We start from the raw sequence: 26,379 nt of genomic DNA, 5'->3' as shown, positions 1-26,379 counted from the left end.
AAACAGAACTGCAAAAGCAATTAAAACTTTAACTATAAATTTCATAAGCTTCACCTCAAATAAAATTTTAGCATACTATTTTAAGATTAAAAGGCAATCAAATAGGTAATATAGATATAGTGAAAAAGTGTACAATAAAATGTAACTACTAATAATAAATACATAAGGATGATTGATATGCGTGTAGCAATAATAGGTATGGGAACAGCTGGTGTAAGTGTGTTACGCCAACTCGTTAAACATGAAAACTTTTCTCAATTAAAAGTAGATGTATATGATGATGATAGAAATATGGGTCAAGGTGTTCCATTTCAAAATGATAGTAGCGAACTACTTATTAACATGCCATCAAAATCTATGAGCTTAAATCTTGATGATGACCAAGAGTTTTGGAAGTGGTATCAAAATCAGACAGAATTCAATTTTAGTAATCCTCAATATTTGCCTAGATTTGTATTTGGTCATTATATGAAGTCTTATTTATCTTATTATAATGACCAATTTGATAATTTAACTATTATCAATGATAAAGTACAAGAAATTTTTACACAATCCGATGTTGATGACACAGATTTAAAATATCATGTATGTACATGTGATGATGAAAAAGAATGGCGTGAATATGATTATTTATTTTTAACTTTTGGAACTTTTAGTTACCATGACCCTTATGATTTGAAGGGAACTAAAGGCTATATCCAAACGCCTTATCCTACATATCATACACTTGATAATGTTAAAGATTCAGATCGAATCGTGATTATTGGAACAGGGTTGGCTAGTTTAGATGCTGTGAGATATGTAGCTGCACATCATCCATATTTACCCATTACTATGACAAGTCGTTCCGCAGCATTGCCAAGTGTTAGAGGAAAAATGACTAAAATTCAGTTTACGCATTTAACTAAATCACGATTTAATGGAATTATGAAAAAACACTTTGGTAATGTACCATTAGAAAAGGTAGTTTCATTATTTTTAAAAGAATGTGAAGATTATGGAATAGACTTTAAAAAACTTATTTATCGTAGAACTGGAAACCATGTGAAAGACTTGGAGTATGATTTGAATCATGAAGAAGAAATAGGGATATTCCAAAGTATCATTGAACATTTAAAAGAAAATTTAAACTGGATTTGGAATAGTTTGAGCGTTAAAGATCAAGAAACTTTTAATCGTAAGTACACTAAAATCATTCAATTAAATTCTAATCCAATGCCTCCTAGAACGGCTCGTTTACTAATTAAGTTAATACAGAATAATGAACTTGTCATTAAAAAGGGACTAGAAGACATAGTTCATAAAAATGAGCAATTTATGTTAAAGTATAACGACACCACGCAAAATTATGAGTTGTTTGACATTGTTATTAATGCTACAGGTTCTAAAACACATCTTTCTCAATTAGATGAGGATGATCAATTAATTTTAAACTTAGAAAATAGACAAATTGTCCAACGTCATCCTATGGGTGGCATTCAAATTATCCCAGAAACAAATCAAGTCATAAGTCCTAGATATGGGACCTTAAAAAATGTGATTGCAATTGGACAAATGACCAACGGTGTCAATAAACTTAGAAATGGTGTAAAGATGATTGTTAATCAAGTTGTTGATACAGTATCTCAATTATATATAACACAGGAAAATCGAAATAAGTAATATGCATTTAGCGTGTTTGTGAGTTTAATATATCTTCATAAAATCATTGAATAAAATAAGCTATAAAATTGTATTTTAAATTTAAATATAGTAAGATTTAAAATGTAGTGAAGAACTACTGGACTCAATTAATCATAACAATTTCATATATTTCTTTCGGGGCAGGGTGAAATTCCCAACCGGCAGTAAATTAAGCCTGCGACCCACTAGTATTGTTTTTTTGATGTTAGTGGCTGATCTAGTGTGAATCTAGAGCCGACAGTTAGAGTCTGGATGGGAGAAAGAAGATGAATTATCGACTTACACAAATTCGTGTAGTTATGATAAGCGTATTGTATACTTACGTGCAATTTTAAGTATGCCAATAGGCTTATTTAAAGATATAGATATCTCCTTATGCCTACAGTATAGGTATAAGGTTTTTTTTGAGGTGATCAATTGAGTAGATTTATGGATGATGCTATTCAACTAGCAAAAATGGTAAATGGACAAACAGGTGTTAATCCTCCAGTAGGATCCGTTGTTGTTAAAAATGGTAGGATTGTAGGTTTAGGTGCACATTTAAAAAAGGGAGATAAACATGCTGAAGTACAAGCTATTGAAATGGCAGGTTTAAAAGCCCAAGGTGCTACCATATACGTTTCATTAGAACCATGCACACACCATGGTTCAACGCCACCTTGTGTGGATAAAATTATTGAAGCGGGCATATCAAAGGTCATCTATGCTGTTAAAGATACTACTTTAGTAAGCAAGGGTGACGAGATTCTGAGAGAAGCTGGTATAGAGGTTGAATTTCAATATAATGAAAATGCAGCTACACTATACCGTGACTTTTTTACTGCTAAAAGAAACGAAGTTCCGGAAGTAACTGTAAAGGTCTCATCTAGTTTAGATGGTAAACAAGCAACAGACTTTAATGAAAGTAAGTGGATAACAAACAAAGAAGTTAAAGAAGATGTTTATCAATTAAGACATGAGCATGATGCAGTTATTACTGGGCGTAGAACCATTGAAGCAGACAATCCATTGTATACAACCAGGGTTCCTGATGGAAAACATCCGATTCGTGTTATTCTCTCTAAGACAGGACAACTCGATTTTAATCAACAAATATTTAAAGATACTGCATCGGAGATATGGATTTACACTGAAAATGAAAAATTAAAAACAGATAAAAGTTTTATTAAAATAATAAATATAAGTAATTGTGATACAACGACAATATTACAAGACTTATATCAAAGAGGTATTGGGAAACTGCTAGTCGAGGCAGGCCCAAATATTACTTCGCAATTTCTCCAATCCAAACATCTAAATGAACTCATTTTATATATAGCCCCGAAATTAATTGGTGGTTCTGGCAAACATCAATTTTATAAGACTGACGAAGTGATTGATTTGCCTGAAGCAACTCAATTTGAAATTGTTGATTCCAAGTTAATTAATCAAAATTTAAAATTGAAATTACGAAAGAAGTGAATGTCTATGTTTACAGGTATCATTGAAGAAATAGGTACTGTACAACAAGTTCGCTCTGAGCAATCAGTAAGAACGCTTGAAATTAAAGCACAAAACATTTTAGTTGATATGCATATTGGTGATTCAATAAGTGTTAACGGTGCATGTTTAACTGTGATAGATTTCACTGATTCAAGTTTTTCAGTTCAAGTCATCAAAGGGACTGAAAACAAAACATATCTTGGAAATGTTCAACGTAATACAGAAGTTAATCTCGAAAGAGCCATGAGTGGAAGTGGGAGATTTGGTGGACATTTCGTGTTAGGTCATGTTGATGAGCTTGGAACAATTTCTAAAATCAATGAAACTGCTAACTCAAGAATTATTTCTATTAAAACAACTAAAAATATTTTGAATCAAATGGTCAAGCAAGGTTCTATAACTGTAGACGGAGTTAGTCTTACTGTATTTGATTTACATGATCATACTTTTGATATACATCTTATACCAGAGACACGTCGATCTACTATTCTTTCATCTAAAAAAGTGGGCGACAAAGTGCATTTGGAGTCTGACGTACTATTCAAATATGTTGAAAACATCATGAATCAAAATCAATCGCAGATAACGGAAGAGAAGCTTAGAGCATTTGGTTTTTAGGAGGAATATCACATGCAATTCGATACAATTGAGTTGGCTATAGAGGCTTTAAGAAATGGAGAGAGCATTATTGTAGTTGACGATGAAGATAGAGAAAATGAAGGAGATCTTGTAGCTGTTACGGAATGGATGGATGATAATACCATTAATTTTATGGCTAAAGAGGGTCGTGGTCTGATTTGTGCACCAATTGATAGATCTATAGCTGAAAGATTAAAACTACAATCTATGGAGCAAAATAACACAGATATTTATGGCACACATTTTACTGTAAGTGTTGATCATTATAAAACTACTACAGGAATCAGTGCACATGAACGTACACAAACGGCTAGAGCACTCATAGATGAAAAGACTAATCCTGAAGATTTTCATCGTCCGGGGCACTTATTTCCACTTATAGCAAAAGAAAATGGTGTGTTAACACGTAATGGTCATACTGAAGCTGCCGTAGATTTGGCACGTTTAACAGGAGCACAACCAGCTGGCGTAATCTGCGAAATTATGAATGATGATGGAACAATGGCTAAGGGTGAAGATCTCCAGTCCTTTAAAGAACGTCACCATTTAAAAATGATTACTATAAAAAGTTTGGTTGCCTTTCGTAAGGCTGTTGAACTTAATGTTAATCTCAAGGCAAAGGTCAAGATGCCAACAGATTTTGGTCATTTTGATATGTATGGATTTACAACGGATTATAGCGAAGAAGAAATCGTTGCTATTGTTAAAGGAGATTTAAAAAGCAATCCTAATGTACGTATGCATTCTGCTTGTCTGACTGGGGATATTTTTCATAGTCAAAGATGTGATTGCGGGGCGCAACTTGAAGCGTCAATGAAATATATTGAAGAACATGGTGGAATGATTATTTATTTACCTCAAGAAGGTAGAGGAATAGGGTTAATGAATAAGTTGCGCGCATATGAGTTAATAGAAAAAGGCTATGATACAGTTACTGCAAATCTTGCTCTTGGTTTTGATGAGGATTTGAGGGATTATCATGTTGCAGCTGAAATATTAAAGTATTTTGGTTTAAGTAAAATTAACTTGCTCAGCAATAATCCTAAAAAATTTGAAGGTTTAAAAGATTACGGCATTGAGATCGTAGATAGAATTGAACTTATCGTACCAGAAACGCAACATAACCATAGTTATATGGAAACTAAAAAAAATAAAATGGGACATTTAATATAGGAGGACTCGAAAATGAATTTTGAAGGTAAATTAGTTGGTAAGGATTTAAAAATTGCGATTGTTGTTAGTAGATTTAATGATTTTATTACTACACGTTTACTTGAAGGGGCTAAAGATACACTCATTCGTCATGAAGTAGTAGATACTAATATTGATGTAGCTTATGTGCCTGGTGCATTTGAAATACCACTTGTTGCAAAAAAATTAGCTCAAAAAGGTGAATATGATGCTGTGATTACATTAGGATGTGTGATTAGAGGCGCAACTTCACATTATGACTATGTATGTAATGAAGTAGCTAAAGGTGTTTCTAAAGCAAATGATATTTCAGATACTCCAGTGATTTTTGGAGTTCTAACAACTGAAAGTATTGAGCAAGCAGTAGAAAGAGCTGGTACTAAAGCTGGAAATAAAGGTTCAGAAGCAGCAGTTAGTGCAATCGAAATGGCTAATCTAATTAAGCAAATCAATTAAAAAATAAAGGCATGAAGTAGATATCAAAATACTTCATGCCTTTATTTTTTATGTCTTTTAATGCCAAGGATAAGAGACGTCAATAAAGTTGCAAATATACCGATACCCAAAGTTATCTTTTTTAAGATTTTGGGTTTAGTAAATTCTTTTATAGCTAATGACAAGTTTTGAGGGCGTTCTGCTAGTCTTCTCATAAAGTACGCAAACCAATCATTACCGTATGGTACATAAACTGTAAATAAATAACCTTCATTAGCTATTTTTTGTGCTAATTCCGTGCGGAAACCGTACAACATTTGAAATTCCATTTTATCTTTGCTAATATGATTTTCTTTCATAAATTGTTTGATTTGGTTGATAATTTCATTGTCATGTGTAGCTACAGATGTAAAGTTCTTTGAATTTAGTAGTCGTTTTTTAATAATTCTAATATAATTTGCGTCAATTTCTTCTTTCGATTGATAAGCGATTGATGCATCTTCCTTATAAGCACCTTTCACTAGTCTCAAACGTAATTCAGGATATTTATCAATTAAATCATCGGCTTCATACAGATAGGCTTGAATGACTGTACCCACATTTTTAAATTCACCTTTCAATCTATCAATAATATGTTGAATTTTAGAAAGACTATCGTACTTCTCTGTATCAATATTAATGTGCATCTTTCCATTCTTATCAGCTTTAAGTAAAATTTCTCTCATATTTTCATAAGCAAGATTTAAATCAAATTCACTTCCAAGTTGGCTAATTTTAACTGACATATGTGCCTTAACATTATTGTTATAGATTGCATCAATAATTTCTAAAATCTCTTCTTTAGCTTTAATACTTTCTTCTCTAGTACTAACAAATTCACCCAATGAGTCGACAGTAACTGAAATATTATAATCATTTAAATATTGTATGGTCTCAATTAATTGATGAATCGTATTTCCTGCGACTACACGATTTGCTCCCATTTGAGGTCCCATTTTTTTAGCTATTTTATTAAGATATGTATGATTAGATAACGCAATGAAAAAATCTTTAAATAAGGACATATGCAATACCTCCGTTATACTAAACTATGATATTTTTAAATAGTGTATCATGAAAATTAACATTAAGAAAGCGTTTACATAAAGAGTTTGCACACTTAAAGAGTAATTATACTTTAGGATATATTGGAAGAGTTAAAGAAAACACTTAAATATCTATCAAATTTCACTTAAAATAGCATTCAATATGTTTGATTTGCTATAATTATATTAATAAAGAACATATAAAAAGGGGCAATTAGAAAATGTGGAAGTGGGAAACAGAAAATGACGCAAAAGGCGTTGTTGTCATTGCTCATAATATATTAGAACATACAGGTAGATATGCATATGTTATCACGATGTTAAGAAGAAATGGTTATCACGTTATCATGGGCGATTTACCAGGACAAGGGCAAACTTCACGAGCTCAAAAGGGACAAATAGATGATTTTAATACGTACCATGAGAATATATTAGAGTGGATAAAAATAGCTAATGAATATAAAATTCCAACATTTGTTTTAGGTGTGGGATTAGGTGGTCTCATCATTTTAAATCTGCTTGAGAAAACAGAATTACCTATTGAGGGTATATTATTATTTTCACCTATGTTAGAACTAAAGAAAGACTATAAAGGGCGAAAAAACAAATTGATTTCTAATGTTGGTAAAATTTCTAAAGATACTAGATTTAAAGTTGGTATAACCCCTCATGATTTAACACGTAATGATGAAATTATTGAAGAAACAGCAAATGATGGGCTAATGCTTAAAAAGGTAACATATAGTTGGTATAACCTTATAAATGAAAAGATGAAAGAAACAATGGATCATATCAGAGATATTAAACCTATTTCAGCATTGATAATGTATGGTACCAAAGACAAAATTTTAGAAACTCAATCTATTAATGAAATGAAAGATAAATTAAAGTCGAAAGAGATGTACTTTAAAGTTTGGGATGGATTATATCATGAAATACATAATGAACCTGAACGCGATTTGGTGATGAGATATGTTCTATCATTTTTAAATAATAGTGTAAATACTATGGGTTTTATAGTAAATGAAGAGGAAATTGAAGACATTTAAGTGAGCGAAAGAAAAATGTTATCAATTTGTATACGATTCTATAATGTGAATAAGTAACTCGGTTTTATACCGGGACTATAGTAATGAGTCCGTAGATCCTAAACATCTACGGGCTCTTATAATTCTTAATGATATATTTAGTTTGGTTTAATAAAAAATATATTTAACAATTTGTATAGAAAGTTTTGCCAAAATTATTGCGTTTTAAATGTAGAATTGATATATTTTGATTATATAATTAATTTAATTTTATTATGTATTAACACTAAGTTTTTGGGTTAGAATTTGAGTTGCACTAGATTTAAGATTTGTTTTAAATCTCATTTTTAAATCTTTTTACGGATAAAGTTGATTTTAAGTAGCTCAATCATTGAAATAAAAGGGTATAATTCTAAAGTTTAATAACTTTACCATTTGTAAAATTAAATTTGGGGGAAATGGTTAAGTTAGTTTATAGAATTCACAATTTTTTATTTGGGAGATGTTAATTTTGGCTAATAGTGAAAAGAACAGGGTTTATGGTATTTTACAATTAGAGACATTATTCAAAGAGATTGATTCAATTTTTAATACAATCAAAGAAGAATATGGAATGTCTAAAGAGGAAATTTTGATTTTACTTACACTTTTAGAAAAAGGCTCAATGACTTTAAAGGAAATGGATAAATATGTTCATATTAAGCCGTATAAACGTACACGTACTTATAATAATTTAGTTAATCTTGAGTGGATTTACAAAGAAAGACCTCAAGATGATGAACGTACAGTTATTATTCATTTTAATGACAAGCAAAATTCAAAAAAAGAAGATTTGTTAGAGTTTATTGATGACTCAATTAAAATCAAGTCTGAACCAATGCAATCTAGTTTACAATCTATTTTAGCGGTTTAATTTAACGCGCTTTAAATCTTTAATTGAATAAATTATTTTATTTAAAGCATGAGTACACTTATGAGAATTATTTGTTGAACTATGTATTAAAGAATGTGTTCAAAATTATGATAATCAGTAAACTTAATAGCAATTAAAAGTAAGGTATACTTCATGATGAAATTTATAATTAAAAAAGAACCTGGGACAAAATGTTTGCTTGTCTCAGGTTCTTTTTATGTGCACGTATTCTATGACTGAATTGAAAATATACATGTACAACTTTTTAATTACGCCTTTCAATAGCACAGATAAAAGGAGCGTTATTCTTTTGATTTATGAATTGATATTGCAATATATGAGCTTTATTTTGATCAAAGTTTTGTAAAAATTCAAGTAGTGCTTCTTTTTCTACTTTACCTTCTTCATGACCGTGATATATAACTAATATAATAATTCCTTCAATACTTAAGATATCAAAGATTTCATTAATAGCCATAATTGTTGTTTCAGGTTTAGTGACAATTTCTTTGTTACCTTTCGGTAAATAACCTAAATTAAAAATAGCAGCATCTATGTGGCCATGATATTGGGCAGGAATGTGCAATTTAGCATTTTCATGACCAGATTGGATTAATTTTACATTCGAATAATCTTTTATTTTTTTGTGCGTATTCAAAATTGCTTGTTCTTGTATATCGAATCCATAGACAAATCCATTTGGAACATGTTGAGCAAAATAAGCAGTATCATTCCCATTACCACATGTTGCATCAATTACAATACTATTATGATTAATATGAGAATCAATTAACGATTTAGCGAAGGGTAAAATACGTTCTAGTTTCATGATTGTATACTCTGCTTGTTCATTTTACCTTGATAGGAGTTTCGTCTAGCAAGCTCATTATCAATTTCATTTAATACTTCCCATTTATTAACACTCCACATTGGTCCAACCATTAGATCTATAGGTCCATCTCCAGTGATTCTGTGCACAATCATTTCTGGGGGTAATACTTCAAGTTGATCGCAAACAAGATTAGTATAATCTTGTTGACTCATAAACTCGAGCATACCTTTTTCATATTGTTTAACCATAGGCGTTCCTTTTAGCAAGTGTAATAAATGAATTTTAATACCTTGAACGTCCATCTGAGCGACTTCTTTAGCAGTCTCCATCATCATGTCATAATTTTCACCTGGTAAGCCGTTGATTATGTGTGTACAAACATTTATATTATGCTTGCGTAATTTTGTTACGCCGTCATAGTATGTTTGCATATCATGAGCACGATTTATTAAATCGGAAGTGGACTGATGCACAGTTTGTAAGCCCAATTCTACCCATAAGTAAGTGCGCTGATTAAGTTCAGCTAAATATTCTACAACATCATCAGGCAAACAATCAGGTCTTGTCGCGATTGATAAACCAACGACGCCATCTTCTTTTAATACAGGTTCATATTTTTCTTTTAATACTTCTACAGGTGCATGCGTATTTGTAAACGCCTGAAAGTATGCAATATATTGACCTTCACTCCATTTTTCATGCATTCGTTCTTTTATTTTTTTGAATTGAACTTCAATTGGTTCAGCTCTATTACCTGCAAAGTCACCGCTTCCTGCTGCAGAACAAAATGTGCAACCTCCATGAGCTACAGTACCATCTCTATTTGGGCAATCAAATCCTCCATCTAAAGCGACTTTAAATATTTTTTGACCAAACTTGTTTTTTAAATGATAGTTCCATGTGTGATAGCGTTTATCTTCAAAGGCATACGGGAAATAGTTACCCATAATACATTTTCCTTTCTATTTAAGTTCTAAGTACAGATTTTAACATATTTTAGTGTTATAGTGTCTATTGTAGATTGAGAAAAATATAAAGAGAGGGACTCATGATATGAATATACCTAAATCAGTTTGGTGGCTAGTTATAGGTATGGCACTTAATATAACTGGCGCCAGTTTTTTGTGGCCTTTAAATACAATTTTCATGAAGGAAGAACTTCATAAGAGTTTAACAATTGCAGGTATCGTTTTGATGATTAATTCATTTGGAATGGTTGTAGGTAATTTGTTAGGTGGTTCTTTGTTTGATAAACTTGGCGGTTACAAAACGATTTTAATAGGTACATTTACTTGTTTATGTAGTACAACATTACTCAATTTGTTTCATGGCTGGCCTTGGTACGCAATTTGGTTAGTACTACTTGGATTTGGTGGCGGAATGATAGTTCCTGCTATTTATGCGATGGCAGGTGCCGTTTGGCCTAATGGAGGGAGACAAACTTTTAATGCTATATACTTAGCACAAAATATAGGAGTTGCTTTAGGTGCGGCATTAGGAGGTTTTGTGGCTGAATTTAGTTTCAATTATATTTTTATGGCAAATCTCATTATGTATGTACTTTTTGCCATCGTGGCGATTACACAGTTTAATTTAGAGATTAATGCTAAATTTAAACCACAAGATTCGATAGATTTAAAAAGCAAAGAAAATAAAAAACGATTTACTGCTATGATGCTAGTATGTGCAATGTTTGCAATTTGTTGGATTGCATATATTCAATGGGAAACAACGATAGCTTCATTCACTCAATCAATTAATATTTCAATGTCTCAATATAGTGTATTATGGACAATCAATGGAATAATGATTTTAGTAGCTCAACCGTTAATAAGACCAATTATCATCTTATTAAAAGGTAATTTAAAGCATCAGATGTTTGTAGGTATTTTTATTTTTATGAGTTCTTTCCTAGTAACGAGTTTTGCAAATCACTTTGCAATATTTGTAGTTGGCATGGTCATTTTAACATTTGGAGAAATGTTTGTTTGGCCTGCAGTACCAACTATAGCAAATCAACTTGCACCAGTTGGAAAGCAAGGTCAATACCAAGGATTTGTTAATTCAGCATCTACAGTGGGAAAAGCATTTGGACCTTTTATTGGCGGTATACTTGTAGATACATTTAATATGAGTATGATGTTTATTGGGATGATTATATTATTAAGTTTTGCACTGTTATTTTTAAGTTTCTATGATAAAGTGTTGCCTAAGAATTTTAAAAATCAACATCAATCAAGAGGACGACGAAATCAGAATGGTGTTTAATAATGTAATGATGTTTAATTAACTACTTGCATTCATTGACCATATACAATAATATTAAACACGTATAGTATTAAGCATTTAGAGGCTTTTCTACAGAGAGCTAGTGTTGGTGAGAACTAGTGTTAAGGACTAAATGACTTATTAACATAAACGACATTTAATTAGACATCTCTTACTATTAAAATGAAGTGCGCTAATTGTTAGCGAATAAGGGTGGTAACGCGGCGCAGGTCGTCCCTTTCAAATCATTAATAGTAGGGATGTCTTTTTTATGAATTAGGAGGAAATGTGTTGAATTATAATCATAAGGAAATTGAAAAGAAGTGGCAGAATTACTGGGAAGAAAATAAGACCTTTAAAACGAATGACAATTTAGGACAAAAGAAATTTTATGCATTAGACATGTTTCCTTATCCATCTGGTGCTGGTTTACACGTAGGTCACCCAGAAGGATATACGGCAACAGATATCATCTCACGATATAAAAGAATGCAAGGTTACAATGTATTACATCCTATGGGATGGGACGCTTTTGGTTTACCGGCAGAACAATATGCTTTAGATACCGGTAATGATCCTCGTGAATTTACACAGAAGAATATTCAAACTTTCAAAAGACAAATTCAAGAATTAGGATTTAGTTATGATTGGGATAGAGAAGTGAATACTACAGATCCTGAATATTATAAATGGACGCAGTGGATATTTATTCAGTTGTATAATAAAGGTTTAGCTTATGTTGATGAAGTTGCTGTCAATTGGTGTCCTGCATTAGGTACTGTTTTGTCGAATGAAGAGGTTGTCGATGGGGTATCAGAACGTGGCGGTCATCCTGTTTACCGTAAGCCTATGAAACAATGGGTGCTCAAAATTACAGAATATGCTGATAGATTACTAGAAGATTTAGATGAGTTAGATTGGCCTGAATCAATTAAAGACATGCAACGAAACTGGATTGGACGTTCAGAAGGTGCCAAAGTAACATTTAAAATTGAGCAATCTGACCAAAATATTGAAGTGTTTACGACACGACCAGATACAATCTATGGTACTTCTTTCTTAGTTTTAAGCCCAGAACACCCACTTGTGAATGAAATTACGACAAGTGATAAAGAACAAGAAGTCAAATTGTATCAAAATGAAGCATCAAAAAAATCTGATTTAGAACGTACAGACTTAGCTAAAGAAAAAACAGGTGTGTTTACTGGAGCGTTTGCAATTAATCCGTTCTCTGGCGATAAATTACCTATTTGGATAGCAGATTATGTTTTATCAACTTACGGTACTGGTGCAGTAATGGCTGTGCCTGGACATGATGAGCGAGATCATGAATTTGCTACGAAGTTTAATTTACCAATTATCGAAGTTATAGAGGGTGGCGAAGTTCAAAAAAATGCATACACAGGTGAAGGAAAACACATTAATTCTGGAGAATTAGACGGTCTAGAAAATGAAGCGGCAATAAGTAAAGCGATAGAATTGCTTGAATCTAAAGGTGCTGGTGAGAAAAAAGTCAATTATAAATTACGTGATTGGTTATTTAGTAGGCAACGTTATTGGGGAGAACCAATTCCTATTATACATTGGGAAGATGGATCAATGACTACAGTTCCTGAAGATGAATTGCCTTTATTACTTCCAGAAACAGATGAAATTAAGCCATCAGGTACCGGTGAATCTCCACTTGCAAATATAGATGCGTTCGTAAACGTTATCGATGAAAAGACAGGTATGAAGGGGCGCCGAGAAACCAATACAATGCCTCAATGGGCTGGCAGTTGCTGGTACTATTTACGTTACATTGATCCACATAACGAAAAAATGATAGCGGATCCTGAAAAATTAAAACATTGGCTACCTGTTGATTTATATATTGGAGGCGTGGAACATGCAGTACTTCACTTATTATATGCAAGATTCTGGCATAAAGTGTTATATGACTTAGGTGTTGTACCGACAAAAGAACCATTCCAAAAACTATACAACCAGGGAATGATTTTAGGCGAAGGCAATGAAAAAATGAGTAAGTCTAAAGGCAATGTGATTAATCCAGATGATATTGTTGCATCACATGGTGCTGATACATTACGACTATATGAAATGTTTATGGGACCTTTAGATGCTGCGATCGCATGGAGTGAAAAAGGTTTGGATGGTTCTAGAAGATTCTTAGATCGCATTTGGAGACTTATCATCACTGATGAGAATTCAATCAATAAAAAAATTGTAGATTCTAACGATCATTCACTTGATAAAGTATACAATCAAACAGTGAAAAAAGTAACAGAAGATTTTGATACACTTAGTTTTAATACTGCAATCAGTCAATTAATGGTGTTTATTAATGAGTGTTATAAAACAAATGAAGTTTACAAACCTTATATCGAAGGGTTTGTAAAAATGTTAGCGCCTATTGCACCACACATTGGTGAAGAATTATGGGATCGATTAGGGCATGAAAATACCATTACTTATCAACCATGGCCAACATTTGATGAAAGCTTATTAGTAGATGATGAAGTTGAAATCGTAGTTCAAGTCAATGGTAAAGTTAGAGCAAAAATCAATATACCAAAAGATTTATCTAAAGAAGAAATGCAAACCTTAGCCTTGTCTAACGATAATGTTAAAATGAGTATTGAAGGTAAAGAAGTTAAAAAAATTATTGCTGTACCTCAAAAGCTAGTTAATATAGTTGCTAAATAATATTTTTCTAAAGGAGTGCTATTAAATGGAGTCAATAACAGTAGATGAATTAAAGAAAAAAATATTAGATTCAAATCCAGTTAACATTGTAGATGTTCGCACGAACGAAGAAACTGAAATGGGTGTTATTCCTGGAGCAAAAACAATTCCTATGGATGAAATTCCTGATAATTTGAAAGAATTCAATAAAAATGATACGTATTATATTGTGTGTGCAGCGGGATCACGCAGTGCTAAAGTAGTTTCATATTTAGAAGAACAAGGTGTTCATGCTGTAAATGTCGAAGGTGGAATGAATGCTTGGGGCGATGAAGGTACTGTCATTGATAATATTTAAAGAACTTCGAAGTTGTAGATAACGATAATTCTAAGTTAAAAATTAATACAAATGAGTTTATAATTTATTCTAGGAATTTCTGGAATTAGAATGTATATCACAAATGTGGTCACTGAGTACGATTAAGATTTTGATTTGAAATCTTAATCGTACTTTTTTTGATATAAAAATCATTAAATAATTCAATGTGGATCTCAAAAAACAAATTCTGATATCAATTAAAAATATATTAAGATAAATTTTTATACTACTAGATTTAAAATAATATAGATGATAAAATTAAAAAGACTTTAAATAGTTGTGTTTAATTAAATGAGCGATATTGGGAAGAGTCATTACTTTAAATATTTTTCAAAGTTCATTAGACATACATCATAAAGAATTTACAACTAGGAGGCCAATTTAATGAATCTATTTAGAAAACAGAAATTTAGTATTAGAAAATTTAATATAGGTATTTTTTCAGCATTAATAGCTACAGTCGCATTTTTAGCTCATCCGGGGCAAGCAACAGCTTCAGAACTGGAACCTTCTCAAAATAATGACACTACAGCTCAATCTGATGGAGGGTTAGAAAACACATCTCAGTCTAATCCTATAAGTGAGGAAACAACAAATACATTATCTGAGCAAACAGTACCTTCATCTACTGAAAATAAGCAAACACAAAATGATCCTCATCATAATGCTCAACCAATTGCAATAAATGCTGAAGAAGCTGAATCTGCTCAAACAGCACCTTATACCAATATCTATGAAAATAATGATACGAGTGACAACGGGTTACATGTTAATCAGCCGGTTAAACATCATATTGAAGCCCAATCTGAAGATGTAACAAATCATACGAACTCAAATCATTCAAATTCATCGATTCCGGAAAATAAAGCTACAACAGAATCATCAAGTAAACCTAAAAAGAGAGGGAAAAGATCATTAGATACAAATAGCGGAAATGACGCTACAAGTACAACTCAAAATACGGATCCAAATTTAAGTAATACAGGTCCAAATAGCATTAACACTGTAATTACATTTGATGATTTAGGAATAAAGACAAGTACAAATCGCTCTCGACCTGAAGTAAAGGTAGTTGATAGTCTAAATGGCTTTACAATGGTTAATGGTGGTAAGGTTGGTTTATTAAATAGTGTGTTAGAACGTACAAGTGTGTTTGATAGTGCCGATCCGAAAAATTATCAAGCAGTAGATAATGTCGTAGCCTTAGGACGTATTAAAGGAAATGATCCGAATGATCATGATGGTTTCAACGGTATAGAAAAAGAATTTTCAGTAAATCCTAATTCTGAGATAATATTTTCATTTAATACAATGACTGCTAAAAACAGAAAAGGTGGAACTCAATTAGTTTTAAGAAATGCAGAAAATAATCAAGAAATTGCTTCAACTGATATTCAAGGAGGCGGCGTATATCGTTTATTCAAGTTACCTGATAACGTACATAGGCTAAAAGTTCAATTTCTACCTATGAACGAAATACACTCAGATTTTAAAAGAATTCAACAGCTACATGATGGGTATAGATACTATTCTTTTATAGATACAATTGGTGTTAATTCTGGTTCACATCTATATGTGAAATCAAGACAAGTTAACAAAAATGTAAAGAATGGAAAAGAATTTGAAGTTAATACTCGTATAGAGAATAATGGTAACTTCGCTGCTGCTATAGGTCAAAATGAACTTACTTATAAAGTCACATTACCAGACAATTTCGAATACGTTGATAATTCAACTGAAGTTTCATTTGTTAACGGGAATGTGCCAAATTCTACAGTAAATCCGTTTTCAGTTAATTTCGATAGACAAAATCATACTTTAACATTTTCTAGTAATGGTTTAAATTTAGGAAGAAGTGCTCAGGATGTTGCTAGATTCTTGCCCAATAAAATACTAAATATTAGATACAAGCTTAGACCTGTCAACATCTCAACGCCACGTGAAGTGACTTTCAATGAAGCAATTAAATATAAAACATTTTCTGAATATTACATTAACACTACTGACAATACTGTTACAGGCCAACAAACACCTTTTAGTATTAATGTCATTATGAATAAAGACGATTTATCAGAACAGGTCAATAAGGATATCATCCCATCGAACTATACACTTGCTTCTTATAATAAATATAATAAGTTGAAAGAACGTGCTCAGACTGTTCTGGATGAAGAAACAAACAATACACCTTTTAACCAAAGATACTCTCAAACTCAAATTGATGATTTATTACACGAATTACAAACAACACTAATAAGTCGTGTGAGTGCTTCGAGAGAAATTAATGATAAAGCTCAAGAAATGACTGATGGTGTATATGATAGTACAGAATTAACTACTGAAGAAAAAGATACATTAGTTGATCAAATTGAAAATCATAAAAATGAAATTTCTAATAACATTGATGATGAACTTACAGATGATGGTGTTGAAAGAGTTAAAGAGGCTGGATTACACACTCTAGAAAGTGATACTCCACATCCAGTAACTAAACCAAATGCTCGACAAGTTGTGAATAACAAAGCGGAACAACAAAAGACGCTTATACGTAACAATCATGAGGCAACGACTGAGGAACAAAATGAAGCAATTAGTCAAGTTGAGGCACATTCATCTGATGCTATCGCCAAAATAGGTGAGGCAGAAACAGATACCACTGTGAATGAAGCAAGAGATAATGGTACGAAATTAATAGCAACAGATGTTCCAAATCCAACTAAAAAAGCAGAAGCTAGAGAGGCAGTTACCAACAGTGCAAATTCAAAAATTAAAGATATCAACAATAATACACAAGCTACATTAGACGAAAGAAATGATGCTATCACACTTGTTAATAGATCAAAAGATGAAGCGATTCAAAATATTAACACTGCACAAGGTAATGATGATGTCACTGAAGCACAAAACAATGGAACGAATACGATACAACAAGTACCATTAACTCCAGTGAAAAGACAAAATGCAATAGCAACTATCAATGCTAAAGCGGATGAACAAAAACGTTTAATTCAAGCGAACAATAATGCAACAACTGAAGAAAAGGCAGATGCAGAGCGTAAAGTTAATGAAGCATTATTAACTGCAACTCAAAATATTAGCAATGCACCTACTAATAGAGATGTTGATCAAGCACAAACAATGAGAAGTGGTATCATATCCACAATAAGTCCTGCAACGAAGATTAAAGAGGATGCACGTGCAGCAGTTGAAGCTAAAGCTATTGCACAAAATCAACAAATTAATTCAAATAATATGGCAACAACTGAAGAAAAGCAGGATGCATTAAATCAAGTAGAAGCACATAAGCAAGCTACAATAGCAAATATCAATCAAGCTCAGTCAACTCAACAAGTTTCTGAAGCTAAGAATAATGGCATAAATACTATTAATCAAAATCAACCTAATGCAGTTAAGAAAAATAATACAAAAACATTATTAGAACAAAAAGGAAACGAGAAAAAGTCAGCAATAGCTCAAACACCTGATGCTACGACTGAAGAGAAACAAGAAGCTGTCAGTGTTGTTTCGCAAGCTGTTACCAATGGCAATAATCATATCAACCAAGCAAATTCTAATGATGATGTAGATCAAGCACTTAGTAATGCAGAACAAATTATTACTCATACTGATGTTAATGTTCAAAAAAAACCTCAAGCTAGACAAGCGCTGATTGCTAAAGTAAATGAAAAGCAGAGTGCGATTAATACTGATAATGAAGGCACTATAGAAGAAAAACAAAAAGCAATTCAAAGTTTGAATGATGCTAAAAATTCAGCTGATGAACAAATTACACAGGCTGCTTCTAATCAAAATGTTGATAACGCCTTAAATATAGGTATAAGTAATATCAGTAAAATTCAGACTAATTTCACTAAAAAGCAACAAGCTAGAGATCAAGTAAATCAAAAGTTTCAAGAAAAAGAAGCTGAATTAAATTCAACTCCTCATGCAACTCAAGATGAAAAACAAGATGCGTTAACTAGATTAACACAAGTAAAAGAAAGTACACTCAATGACATAAATCAAGCACAAACAAATCAAAATGTTGATACAGCACTTACTAATGGAATTCAAAATATTCAAAATATACAAGTGGATGTTAGGAAAAAACAAGAAGCCAGAACTACGATTAATGATATTGTTCAACAACATAAACAAACTATACAAAATAATGATGATGCTACAACTGAAGAGAAGGAAGTCGCAAATAATTTAGTTAATGTATCACAGCAAAATGTAATTAGTAAGATTGATAATGCTACAACCAATAACCAAATTGATGGTATTGTGAGTGATGGTAGACAAACCATAAATGCAATCACACCTGATACATCAATTAAAAGAAATGCAAAAAATGATATTGATGGTAAAGCAGCTGATAGGAAAATAAAAATTCAAAGAATAAATGATGCTACAGCTGAGGAAATTCAAGAAGCGAATCGTAAAATTGAAGAAGCTAAAATTGAAGCAAAAGATAATATTCAACACAGTAGCACTAGAGACCAAGTAAATGAAGCGAAAACTAATGGAATAAATAAAATAGAAAATATAACTCCAGCAACTACTGTGAAATCTGAAGCTAGACAAGCAGTACAGAATAAAGCAAATGAACAGATTAATCATATTCAAAACACGCCTGATGCTACTAATGAAGAAAAACAAGAGGCAATAAACAGAGTAAGTGCTGAATTAGCAAGAGTTCAAGCACAAATAAATGCGGAACATACAACCCAAGGTGTTAAAAATATCAAAGACGATGCGATAACTTCTTTATCTCGAATTAATGCGCAAGTTGTTGAGAAAGAGTCGGCAAGAAATGCAATCGAACAAAAGTCAACACAACAAACGCAATTCATTAATGATAATGATAATGCTACAGATGAAGAAAAAGAGGTCGCCAACAATTTAGTTATAGCTAGAAAACAAAATGCGTTAGATAATATTAACTCTTTATCTTCAAATAGTGATATTGAAAATGCTAAAGTAACAGGAATAAATGAAATAGCTAAAGTTTTACCAGCAACCTCTGTTAAGTCTAAAGCAAAAAAAGATATTGATCAAAAACTCGCGCAACAGATTAATCAAATTCAAACACATCAAACTGCTACAATTGAGGAAAAAGAAGCGGCTATTCAATTGGCAAATCAAAAAGCAAATGAAGCAAGAACAGCAATTCAAAATGAACATAGTAACAATGGTGTCGCACAAGCTAAATCTAACGGCATTCATGAAATTGAATTAGTTACGCCAGATGCGCACAAAAAATCTGATGCTAAACAAAGTATCGATGATAAATATAATGAGCAAAGTAATACTATCAACACTACACCAGATGCAACAGATGAAGAAAAGCAAAAAGCATTAGATAAATTAAAAATAGCTAAAGATGCAGGATACAACAAAGTTGATCAAGCGCAAACAAACCAACAAGTATCTGATGCAAAAACTGAGGCTATAGATACGATAACTAATATTCAAGCAAATGTTGCAAAAAAACCATCTGCTCGAATGGAATTAGATTCAAAGTTTGAAGATTTAAAGCGTCAAATCAATGCAACGCCTAATGCTACAGAAGAAGAAAAACAAGATGCAATTCAAAGATTGAATGTTAAAAGAGAAGAAGTTAAGAATCTAATAAATCAAGACAGACGTGACAATGACGTTGAACAGCACAAAAATACTGGACTTCAAGAATTAGAAACGATTCATGCTAATCCAACTAGAAAATCTGACGCGCTTCAAGAGTTACAAACTAAATTTATTTCACAAACAGAGTTAATTAATAATAATAAAGATGCAACTAATGAAGAAAAAGCTGAAGCTAAACGACTTCTGGAGATTAGTAAAAATAAAACTATAACAAATATCAATCAAGCGCAAACTAATAATCAAGTTGATAATGCTAAAGATAACGGCATGAATGAGATTGCTACTATAATACCAGCAACAACAATTAAAACAGATGCTAAAACGGCGATTGATAAAAAAGCTGAGCAACAAGTTACAATCATCAATGGTAATAATGATGCAACAGATGAAGAAAAAGCAGAGGCTAGAAAGCTGGTTGAAAAAGCGAAAACTGAAGTCAAATCTAATATTACAAATAGTGATACTGAAAGGGAAGTTAATAGTGCTAAAACCAATGGGTTAGAAAAAATAAACAATATTCAACCATCAACTCAAACTAAAACAAATGCTAAACAAGAAATAAATGACAAAGCTCAAGAACAGTTGATCCAAATTAACAACACGCCTGATGCAACTGAAGAAGAAAAGCAAGAGGCAACAAATAGAGTCAATGCCGGATTAGCACAAGCAATACAAAATATTAATAATGCACATAGTACTCAAGAAGTAAATGAATCTAAAACAAATAGTATTGCTACAATCAAGAGTGTACTACCCAATGTGATCAAAAAACCGACTGCTATAAATGATTTGACTCAAGAAGCTAATAACCAAAAGACTTTAATAGGTAATGATGGTAATGCTACTGATGATGAAAAAGAGGTTGCAAAACAATTAGTGACCCAAAAATTAAATGAAGAAATTCAAAAAATTCATGAAAGTACACAAGATAATCAAGTTGATAATGTAAAAGCACAAGCTATTACTGCAATTAAATTGATTAATGCAAATGCACATAAAAGACAAGATGCCATCAATATTTTGACTAATCTAGCTGAAAGTAAAAAATCAGATATAAGAGCCAATCAAGATGCAACTACTGAAGAGAAAAATACGGCAATACAATCTATAGATGATACGTTAGCACAAGCACGTAACAATATTAATGGTGCAAATACAAATGCGTTAGTGGATGAGAATTTAGAAGATGGTAAGCAAAAGTTACAACGTATTGAGTTGTCTACCCAAACTAAAACACAAGCTAAAACAGATATTGCCCAAGCAATAGGTCAACAAAGATCGACAATAGATCAGAATCAAAATGCTACAACTGAAGAAAAACAAGAAGCACTTGAGAGACTTAATCAAGACACAAATGGAGTCAATGATAGAATACAAGCAGCTTTAGCAAATCAAAATGTTACAGACGAAAAAAATAATATATTAGAAACAATAAGAAATGTTGAACCTATTGTAGTTGTAAAACCAAAGGCTAATGAAATAATTAGAAAAAAAGCTGCGGAACAAACGACTTTAATAAATCAAAATCAAGATGCGACACTAGAAGAAAAACAAATAGCACTTGGCAAATTAGAAGAAGTAAAGAATGAAGCGTTAAATCAAGTATCACAGGCACACTCAAATAATGATGTGAAAATTGCGGAAAATAATGGAATTGCTAAAGTTTCTGAGGTCCATCCTGAGACTAGTATTAAACGTAATGCTAAACAAGAGATTGAACAAGTTGCGCAAAGTCAAATTGATACTATCAATGCAAATAATAAATCAACTAATGAAGAAAAATCAGCCGCTATAGATAGAGTTAATGTAGCTAAAATTGATGCTATTAATAATATTGCTAATGCTACAACTACGCAATTAGTCAATGATGCTAAAAATAATGGTAACACGAGTATTACCCAAATATTACCAAGTACAGCAGTCAAAACTAATGCATTAGCAGCTCTAGCTACCGACGCTAAAAATAAAAACGCTATAATAGATCAAACGCCAAATGCAACAGCAGAAGAAAAAGAAGAAGCAAATAATAAAGTTGATCGTCTTCAAGAAGAAGCAGATGCTAATATCCTGAAAGCGCACACTACTGAGGAAGTAAATAATATTAAAAATCAAGCTGTTCAAAATATTAACGCTGTTCAAGTTGAAGTTATAAAGAAGCAAAACGTTAAAAACCAATTGAATCAATTCGTTGATAATCAAAAGAAAAATATTGAAAATACGCCTGATGCAACACTAGAAGAAAAAGCTGAAGCTAATAGATTACTTCAAAATGTACTAACGTCCGCATCAGATGAAATTGCTAATGTAGTTCATAACAACGAGGTTGATCAAGCTTTAGATAAAGCTAGACCTAAAATTGAGGCAATTGTACCACAAGTTAGTAAGAAACGTGATGCTTTAAATGCAATCCAAGAAACATTTAATTCACAAACTCAAGAAATACAAGAGAACCAAGAAGCTACGAATGAAGAAAAGACTGAAGCATTAAATAAAATAAACCAATTACTTAATCAGGCTAAAGTAAATATTGATCAAGCACAGTCAAATAAAGATGTAGATAATGCGAAAACACTTAGTATTCAAGATATAGAGCAAATTCAAGCACATCCACAAACAAAAGAAACAGGGCGTCACAGATTAAATGAAAAAGCTAACCAACAACAAAGTACTATTGCAACTCATCCTAATTCAACAATTGAAGAAAGACAGGAAGCAAGTGCAAAACTACAAGAAGTCCTTAAAAAAGCCATAGCTAAAATAGATAAAGGTCAAACGAATGATGATGTAGAAAAGACTGTAGTAAACGGAATAGCTGAAATTGAAAATATATTACCTGCTACTACAGTTAAAGATAAAGCTAAAGCTGATGTAAATGCTGAAAAAGAGCAGAAAAACATACAAATTAATAGTAATGATGAAGCAACGACTGAAGAAAAATTAGTTGCTAGTGACAATTTAAATCACGTTGTCGAGACAACAAATCAAGCTATTGAGGATGCGCCAGATACCAACCAAGTGAATGTAGAAAAGAACAAAGGTATAGGTACAATTAGAGATATTCAACCACTTGTAGTTAAAAAACCTACTGCCAAATCTAAAATTGAAAGCGCAGTAGAAAAAAAGAAAACTGAAATTAATCAAACCCAAAATGCAACTGATGATGAAGTAAGAGAGGGTTTAAATCAGTTAAATCAAATTCATGAAAAAGCCAAAAATGATGTAAATCAATCTCAAACTAATCAGCAAGTTGAAAATGCTGAGCAAAATAGTTTAGATCAAATCAATAACTTCAGACCAGATTTCAGTAAAAAACGTAATGCAGTAGCTGAAATTGTTAAAGCGCAACAAAATAAAATTGATGAAATAGAGCAAGAATTTAGTGCTACACAAGAAGAAAAAGATAATGCGTTACAACATTTAGATGAACAGGTTAAAGAAATCATTAATTCTATAAATCGAGCTAATACAGATAATGAAGTAGATAATGCTAAAATTTCTGGCTTGAATAATATAAATGAATACAGACCAGAATATAATAAAAAGAAAAATGCTATATTGAAATTATATGATGTTTCAGATACTCAAGAAGCTATAATTAATGGTTATCCTGATGCAACTGAAGATGAACTTCAAGAAGCTAATAGTAAGTTAAATAAAATACTTTTAGAGGCAAAAAAACAAATTGGACTTGCACACACAAATAATGAAGTTGATGATATTTATAATGAAGTTTCCCAAAAAATGAAAACTATTTTACCTCGTGTAGATACAAAAGCGGTAGCACGTTCTGTACTTAATGCACTTGCTAAACAATTGATTAAAACTTTTGAAAATACTCCAGATGTTACTCATGAGGAACGTAATGATGCGATTAATCATGTAAAAGAACAATTATCATTAGTATTCAATGCCATTGAAAAAGACCAAAAAGATATACAAGTTGCGCAAGATGAATTATTTGGATTAAATGAATTAAATAGTATATTTATCAACATAACTCAAAAGCCTACTGCCAGAAAAGCAATTAGTGATAAGGCGAGTCAATTAAACAACTCTATCAATAATACGCCATATGCTACAGAAGAAGAACGACAAATTGCACTGAATAAAGTTAAGGCGATTGTTGATGATGCAAATGAAAAAATACGAGAAGCTAACACTGATAGCGAAGTACTTGGAACAAAATCAAACGCAATAACATTATTACAAGCGATCAGTGCGGATGTACAAGTTAAACCGCAAGCATTTGAAGAAATCAACGCACAAGCTGAAATTCAAAGAGAACGTATCAATGGAAATAGTGATGCGACAAGAGAAGAAAAAGAAGAAGCTTTAAAACAAGTTGATACATTAGTAAATCAATCATTTATTACAATTAATAATGTTAATAAAAATCAAGAAGTTTACGATACTAAAAACAAAACGATTGAAGCTATTCATAAAATCAAACCAATAACAATCATCAAACCACAAGCATTAAATGAAATCACTAATCAATTAGACGCTCAACGTGATTTAATAAAGAATAATAATGAGTCTACAGTTGAAGAAAAAGCATCGGCTATCGATAAATTAATTAAAACTGCGGCAAGAATTGCTGAAGCAATAGATAAAGCTCAAACAAATGAAGAAGTTAAAGATATTAAAAAACAAAGTATTGATGAAATTTCTAAAATACTACCTGTTATTGAAATTAAATTAGCTGCAAGAAATGAAATTCATCAAAAAGCTGAAGTTATTCGTGGATTAATTAATAATAATGAAGAAGCGACTAAAGAAGAAAAAGATGTAGCATTAAATCAATTAGACACAACTCTAACACAAGCAAATCTTTCAATTGACCAAGCATTAACTAATGAAGCTGTTAATAGAGCTAAAGAAATAGCAACTTCTGAAATTAATAAAATTTCTGTCATTACCATTAAAAAGCCTGAAGCTATAGCAGAAATTCAAGAACTAGCAGATAAAAAATTAAATAAATTTAAACAAAATCAAGAAGCTACTATTGAAGAAAAGCAATCAGCTATCAATGAATTAGAACAAGCTTTAAAATCAGCTATTAATCATATTCATCAATCTCAAAATAATGAATCAGTGAGCGCTGCATTAAAAGAAAGTATATCTTTAATAGACTCGATTGAAATTCAAGCACATAAAAAATTAGAAGCTAAAGCATATATTGATGGATATAGTGACGATAAAATTAATGACATATCTTCTAGAGCGACTAACGAAGAAAAACAAATATTTGTAAGTAAACTTAAAGCATTAATCAATCATGCACATAAACAGATTGACGAAGCTGAAACATTTGTTTCAGTTGATACAATTGTCCGAAACTTTAAAGTTGAAGTGGATAAATTAAACTCAATTGTACGTAAAAAAGCTAAAGCGTTGAAGGAAATTGAATTAGAAGCAGACCATGTAAAGCAAATGATAAATGCAAATTTAAGTGCTAGTACTAGAGTGAAACAAAATACTCGTACATTGATAAATGAAATTGTTAGTAACGCTTTAAGTCAACTTAATAAAGTAACCACAAATAAAGAAGTTGATGAATTAGTTAACGAGACGATTGAAAAACTTAAGTCAATACAATTAAGAGAAGATAAAATATTGAGTAGTCAACGCTCAACAACATCTATGACAGAAAAATCTAATCAATGTTATAGTTCCGAGAATAATACAATTAAATCTCTACCAGAGACAGGAAATGTTGATAAATCAGTGCCTTTAGCTGGAGTTACTTTAATATCTGGTTTAGCAATCATGTCCTCACGCAAAAAGAAAAAAGATAAAAAAGTGAATGACTAATATTATAAATTTATAAACCACAGAACCGGAGATATCAATTAATAAACTCCCTTCAAAGTAGACATTAATATAATGAAAACTTTGAAGGGAGTATTTTTAGCTATTCAACATAAAATCGTTGCTAATCTATTATTAAACGTTTTTTAAGGATAGCAAAATGTAAATTCTTTTCAATACTATTAAGGTAGTTATTAATATTAACCACCTATATGTGAAATATAATATGGAGTTTAACACCTTTATCATATTTTAATAACAATCGCTATTCAAAGAACAACAAATTAAAAATATAGCAT

At 31.6% G+C, this 26,379-nt stretch carries 14 protein-coding genes and 1 riboswitch; of the genes, 11 read left to right on the top strand and 3 right to left on the bottom strand.

The features are described 5' to 3' along the window. Positions 1-177: 177 nt before the first annotated feature. The 5 genes from ACVBFA_RS03770 (at position 178) to ribH (ending at position 5,451) form a co-directional block, all read left to right on the top strand. Entirely contained in the window at positions 178-1,662 is a 1,485-nt protein-coding gene (locus ACVBFA_RS03770; RefSeq protein ID WP_164539685.1) for an FAD/NAD(P)-binding protein, read from the top strand. 148 nt (positions 1,663-1,810) lie between these two features. Further along, a riboswitch (FMN riboswitch) is annotated at positions 1,811-1,951 on the top strand. A gap of 149 nt (positions 1,952-2,100) precedes the next feature. Then, entirely contained in the window at positions 2,101-3,144 is a 1,044-nt protein-coding gene (gene ribD / locus ACVBFA_RS03765; protein WP_002487547.1) for a bifunctional diaminohydroxyphosphoribosylaminopyrimidine deaminase/5-amino-6-(5-phosphoribosylamino)uracil reductase RibD, read from the top strand. A 6-nt stretch (positions 3,145-3,150) separates the two neighbouring features. After that, on the top strand, positions 3,151-3,783 hold the full coding sequence (locus tag ACVBFA_RS03760; RefSeq protein ID WP_002457857.1) for a riboflavin synthase: 633 nt from the start codon (positions 3,151-3,153) through the stop codon (positions 3,781-3,783). Between the two features lie 12 nt (positions 3,784-3,795). Next, on the top strand, positions 3,796-4,977 hold the full coding sequence (locus ACVBFA_RS03755) for a bifunctional 3,4-dihydroxy-2-butanone-4-phosphate synthase/GTP cyclohydrolase II (protein ID WP_002487544.1): 1,182 nt from the start codon (positions 3,796-3,798) through the stop codon (positions 4,975-4,977). Between the two features lie 12 nt (positions 4,978-4,989). Then, positions 4,990-5,451 carry a 6,7-dimethyl-8-ribityllumazine synthase gene (gene ribH / locus ACVBFA_RS03750; protein WP_002446718.1) on the top strand — a complete coding sequence of 154 codons (462 nt, stop codon included), beginning with the start codon at positions 4,990-4,992 and terminating at the stop codon, positions 5,449-5,451. A gap of 41 nt (positions 5,452-5,492) precedes the next feature. Here the strand turns inward: ribH and ACVBFA_RS03745 are convergent, their stop codons facing one another. Next, on the bottom strand, positions 5,493-6,494 hold the full coding sequence (locus ACVBFA_RS03745) for a proline dehydrogenase family protein (protein WP_126122350.1): 1,002 nt from the start codon (positions 6,492-6,494) through the stop codon (positions 5,493-5,495). A 242-nt stretch (positions 6,495-6,736) separates the two neighbouring features. Here ACVBFA_RS03745 and ACVBFA_RS03740 point away from each other — a divergent pair, with 242 nt between their 5' ends. Continuing rightward, positions 6,737-7,564, top strand: a complete 828-nt coding sequence (locus ACVBFA_RS03740; protein ID WP_002446716.1) for an alpha/beta fold hydrolase — start codon at positions 6,737-6,739, stop codon at positions 7,562-7,564. 490 nt (positions 7,565-8,054) lie between these two features. Beyond that, positions 8,055-8,456 carry a SarA family transcriptional regulator gene (locus tag ACVBFA_RS03735; protein ID WP_002457854.1) on the top strand — a complete coding sequence of 134 codons (402 nt, stop codon included), beginning with the start codon at positions 8,055-8,057 and terminating at the stop codon, positions 8,454-8,456. Positions 8,457-8,721: 265 nt separating this feature from the next. Here the strand turns inward: ACVBFA_RS03735 and ACVBFA_RS03730 are convergent, their stop codons facing one another. Both ACVBFA_RS03730 and ACVBFA_RS03725 read right to left on the bottom strand, forming a co-directional pair. Then, complete coding sequence (locus ACVBFA_RS03730) at positions 8,722-9,285, bottom strand: class I SAM-dependent methyltransferase (RefSeq protein ID WP_046044301.1); 564 nt, start codon at positions 9,283-9,285, stop codon at positions 8,722-8,724. Then, positions 9,282-10,235, bottom strand: coding sequence for a TIGR01212 family radical SAM protein (locus ACVBFA_RS03725; RefSeq protein WP_001830802.1), 954 nt, complete (start codon positions 10,233-10,235; stop codon positions 9,282-9,284). The genes ACVBFA_RS03730 and ACVBFA_RS03725 overlap by 4 nt, the downstream gene beginning before the upstream one ends. 106 nt (positions 10,236-10,341) lie before the next feature. Here ACVBFA_RS03725 and ACVBFA_RS03720 point away from each other — a divergent pair, with 106 nt between their 5' ends. The 4 genes from ACVBFA_RS03720 to ACVBFA_RS03705 all read left to right on the top strand — a co-directional run bounded on the left by ACVBFA_RS03720 (position 10,342) and on the right by ACVBFA_RS03705 (position 26,083). Then, positions 10,342-11,556, top strand: a complete 1,215-nt coding sequence (locus ACVBFA_RS03720; protein ID WP_002474989.1) for an MDR family MFS transporter — start codon at positions 10,342-10,344, stop codon at positions 11,554-11,556. 288 nt (positions 11,557-11,844) lie between these two features. Next, complete coding sequence (gene leuS, locus ACVBFA_RS03715) at positions 11,845-14,262, top strand: leucine--tRNA ligase (RefSeq protein WP_126122351.1); 2,418 nt, start codon at positions 11,845-11,847, stop codon at positions 14,260-14,262. Between the two features lie 25 nt (positions 14,263-14,287). Further along, complete coding sequence (locus tag ACVBFA_RS03710) at positions 14,288-14,599, top strand: rhodanese-like domain-containing protein (protein WP_001830891.1); 312 nt, start codon at positions 14,288-14,290, stop codon at positions 14,597-14,599. Between the two features lie 405 nt (positions 14,600-15,004). Next, positions 15,005-26,083, top strand: coding sequence for a SasC/FmtB family protein (locus ACVBFA_RS03705; RefSeq protein ID WP_126122352.1), 11,079 nt, complete (start codon positions 15,005-15,007; stop codon positions 26,081-26,083). Positions 26,084-26,379 lie beyond the last annotated feature (296 nt).

The organism is Staphylococcus sp. MSU001, from assembly GCF_052976705.1.
Note: the sequence above shows the minus strand (reverse complement) of the source record. Positions and strands in the feature narration are given on the sequence as shown.